This window comes from Bifidobacterium sp. POST2/T3 (B1) (assembly GCF_058197115.1).
The window spans coordinates 1-2097 of sequence record NZ_JBVPQK010000451.1; the positions used below are offsets into that span (position 1 = coordinate 1).

3 protein-coding genes and 1 pseudogene are annotated in these 2097 nt (G+C 62.5%); all 4 read right to left on the reverse strand.

Annotated features, from left to right (window positions below; translation table 11 throughout):
- Positions 1-182 (reverse strand): annotated as a pseudogene (locus tag AC0AP0_RS12675) (ribonuclease HII); the annotation flags it as partial.
- A gap of 7 nt (positions 183-189) precedes the next feature.
- The gene (lepB, locus tag AC0AP0_RS12680) at positions 190-954 is read right to left on the reverse strand and encodes a signal peptidase I (protein ID WP_490430746.1); all 765 of its coding nucleotides are present in this window, start codon (positions 952-954) and stop codon (positions 190-192) included.
- Positions 955-1105: 151 nt separating this feature from the next.
- Positions 1106-1477, reverse strand: a complete 372-nt coding sequence (rplS, locus tag AC0AP0_RS12685) for a 50S ribosomal protein L19 (RefSeq protein ID WP_254476861.1) — start codon at positions 1475-1477, stop codon at positions 1106-1108.
- A 221-nt stretch (positions 1478-1698) separates the two neighbouring features.
- Positions 1699-2097, reverse strand: a 399-nt coding sequence (locus AC0AP0_RS12690; protein ID WP_490430743.1) for a phosphoglucose isomerase-related protein, incomplete at its 5' end; no start/stop codon positions are given.

Below are 2097 nucleotides of genomic sequence, written 5' to 3' on the forward strand. Positions count from 1 at the left end.
GAATCCGCCACCCCGTCAGGGACTTTCAAATGGGGCAGGTCGGAGGACCTGACCGCCACCACGCCAACCATGGCCGGGCCCGCCAGGGCTCCCCGACCGACCTCATCCAGGCCCAGCACATACTCAGCTCCCTGGTCTGCCAAGGCAGCCTCGGTGGCCAGGGTTGGCAGAATCCGCCTCACAGCCGGTTCAGTCCTGCTTCGGGTCGGGCACGGCGTCGAAGACCTTGTGCTGGTTATTGAGCAGCTTCCAGCTGCCCACCGGATAATAGGTCAGCAATGCAGTGCCTTTGATGTTGTCTATGGGAACCAGGCCATTGTGGCCGTCGTCCTTGTGCAGGCGGGAATCTGCAGAGTTGGAGCGGTTGTCGCCCATGACGAAGACATGCCCAGGATCGACCTTGATGCTGAAGGGGAAGGAGCTGGGCTCTACCCCTGGGCGCAGGTAGGAGCTCTCGTCAAGGGCAACACCGTTGACGGTGACCGGGGCGCCATGACCCTTGCAGGCCACCGTGTCGCCGGGCATGCCAATCAGGCGTTTGACCAGGTGATTGCCTCGGAAGCTGGGCGAAGATTCATCTCCGAGCCAGTCAGCAGGGTCGGTAAAGACCACCACATCCCCACGGCGGGGGGCCACCATGGATCTGGTCAGCCTATGAGTGGTCAGGATTCTATCCCCGATGCCCAAGGTGTTCTCCATGGAGCCGGAAGGGATGATGTAGTTGCAGATCAAAAATATGCGCAGGATGGAGACGACTACCAGCAGGACAACCAGCTCGAACAGGAACTCGGGCAGGAAGCCACGCTCACCGAGACGTGGGTGGCTGCCCTTGGCAGAGCCGCGCCCACCAGGGTGGTCGAGGGCATGACGGGGCGGCACCGGGGCTGAGGCGGCCTGCCTGCCGTCCGGGTACCAGAGTCCTGACGGGGTCGTTTCCTCATCCCGAAAGGCCATATTCACTCCTTGTCATCAGCAGGAACCCACACACTAATAGAATAGGTTCCGCATGCCTCATAGCGTACACACCCAAGCATGAAAAAACCCGGGAGAATTACATCCCGGGTGTTTACGGCCAAGGTCTGGGCTGGATCGCCCCGGCAAAATCCTACTTGACGGACTCAGCCTTGTTGTCGCGCCGCTCGACAATGCGGGCGGCCTTGCCGTGCAGCCCACGCAGATAGTAGAGCTTGGCACGGCGGACACGGCCGTGGCGCAGCACCTTGATGGAATCAATCTGTGGGGAGTGCAGAGGGAAGCGGCGCTCGACGCCCACGCCGAAGCTGACCTTGCGCACCAGAATGGTCTCGCGCACGCCGGAGCCCTGACGGGCGATCACCACGCCCGTGAAAGCCTGGATACGGGAGTTGTTGCCCTCGGTGATGTTGACGTTGACCTCGACGGTATCGCCGGGGCGGAAGTCGGGGATCTGCTCCGCAGGCTTCATGTGGCTGGCGTCAAATTCCTGAATCGCATTCATGCTGTTCCTCCATGGCCGCCGCACATCGACCCATGTCATGGATCGCAATCCACAAGGAAGCAATCCTGAACGGAACCCGACGGTCTGCCGTCGGGGGTGCCGATCCGCCGGAGCATCCGGCTGGACCTGAAAGGAAGGGAGCCCATGCGGCAGCTACCCTTCCGGCAAACAACTGTCCAATAATATACCATGAGCCGGACCCGCAAGGGCCCGGCCGGACATCAGCGACGGTGGGCCCTGTAGAAAGCGATCAGAGACCTGGTGGACTGATCCTGCTCGGCCAGCGCCTGGTCGTCCCGGGAGATGGCCGGGGTGATCTCGCGGGCCAGCTTCTTGCCCAGCTCAACTCCCCACTGGTCGAAGGAATCAATGCCCCAGACGGTGCCCTCGGTCAGTGTGATGTGCTCGTAGAGGGCAATCAGCTCACCCAGGGCTGCCGGGGTCAGCGCATCGCCGAAAATGGAGGTGGTGGGCCTGTTGCCGGTGAAAACCCGGGCCGGGACGATGGCCTCCGGAGTGCCCTCGGCGCGGACCTCATCAGCGGTCTTGCCGAAGGCCAATGCCTTGGTCTGGGCCAGGAAGTTGGCCAGGAAGAGCTCGTGCACGTCCTGGTCGCCGTC

What these genes read in the sequence shown, in the direction of transcription:
- lepB (WP_490430746.1), bottom strand. Translation starts at nt 954, where the DNA reads ATGGCCTTTCGGGATGAGGAAACGACCCCGTCAGGACTCTGGTACCCG.
- rplS (WP_254476861.1), bottom strand. Translation starts at nt 1,477, where the DNA reads ATGAATGCGATTCAGGAATTTGACGCCAGCCACATGAAGCCTGCGGAG.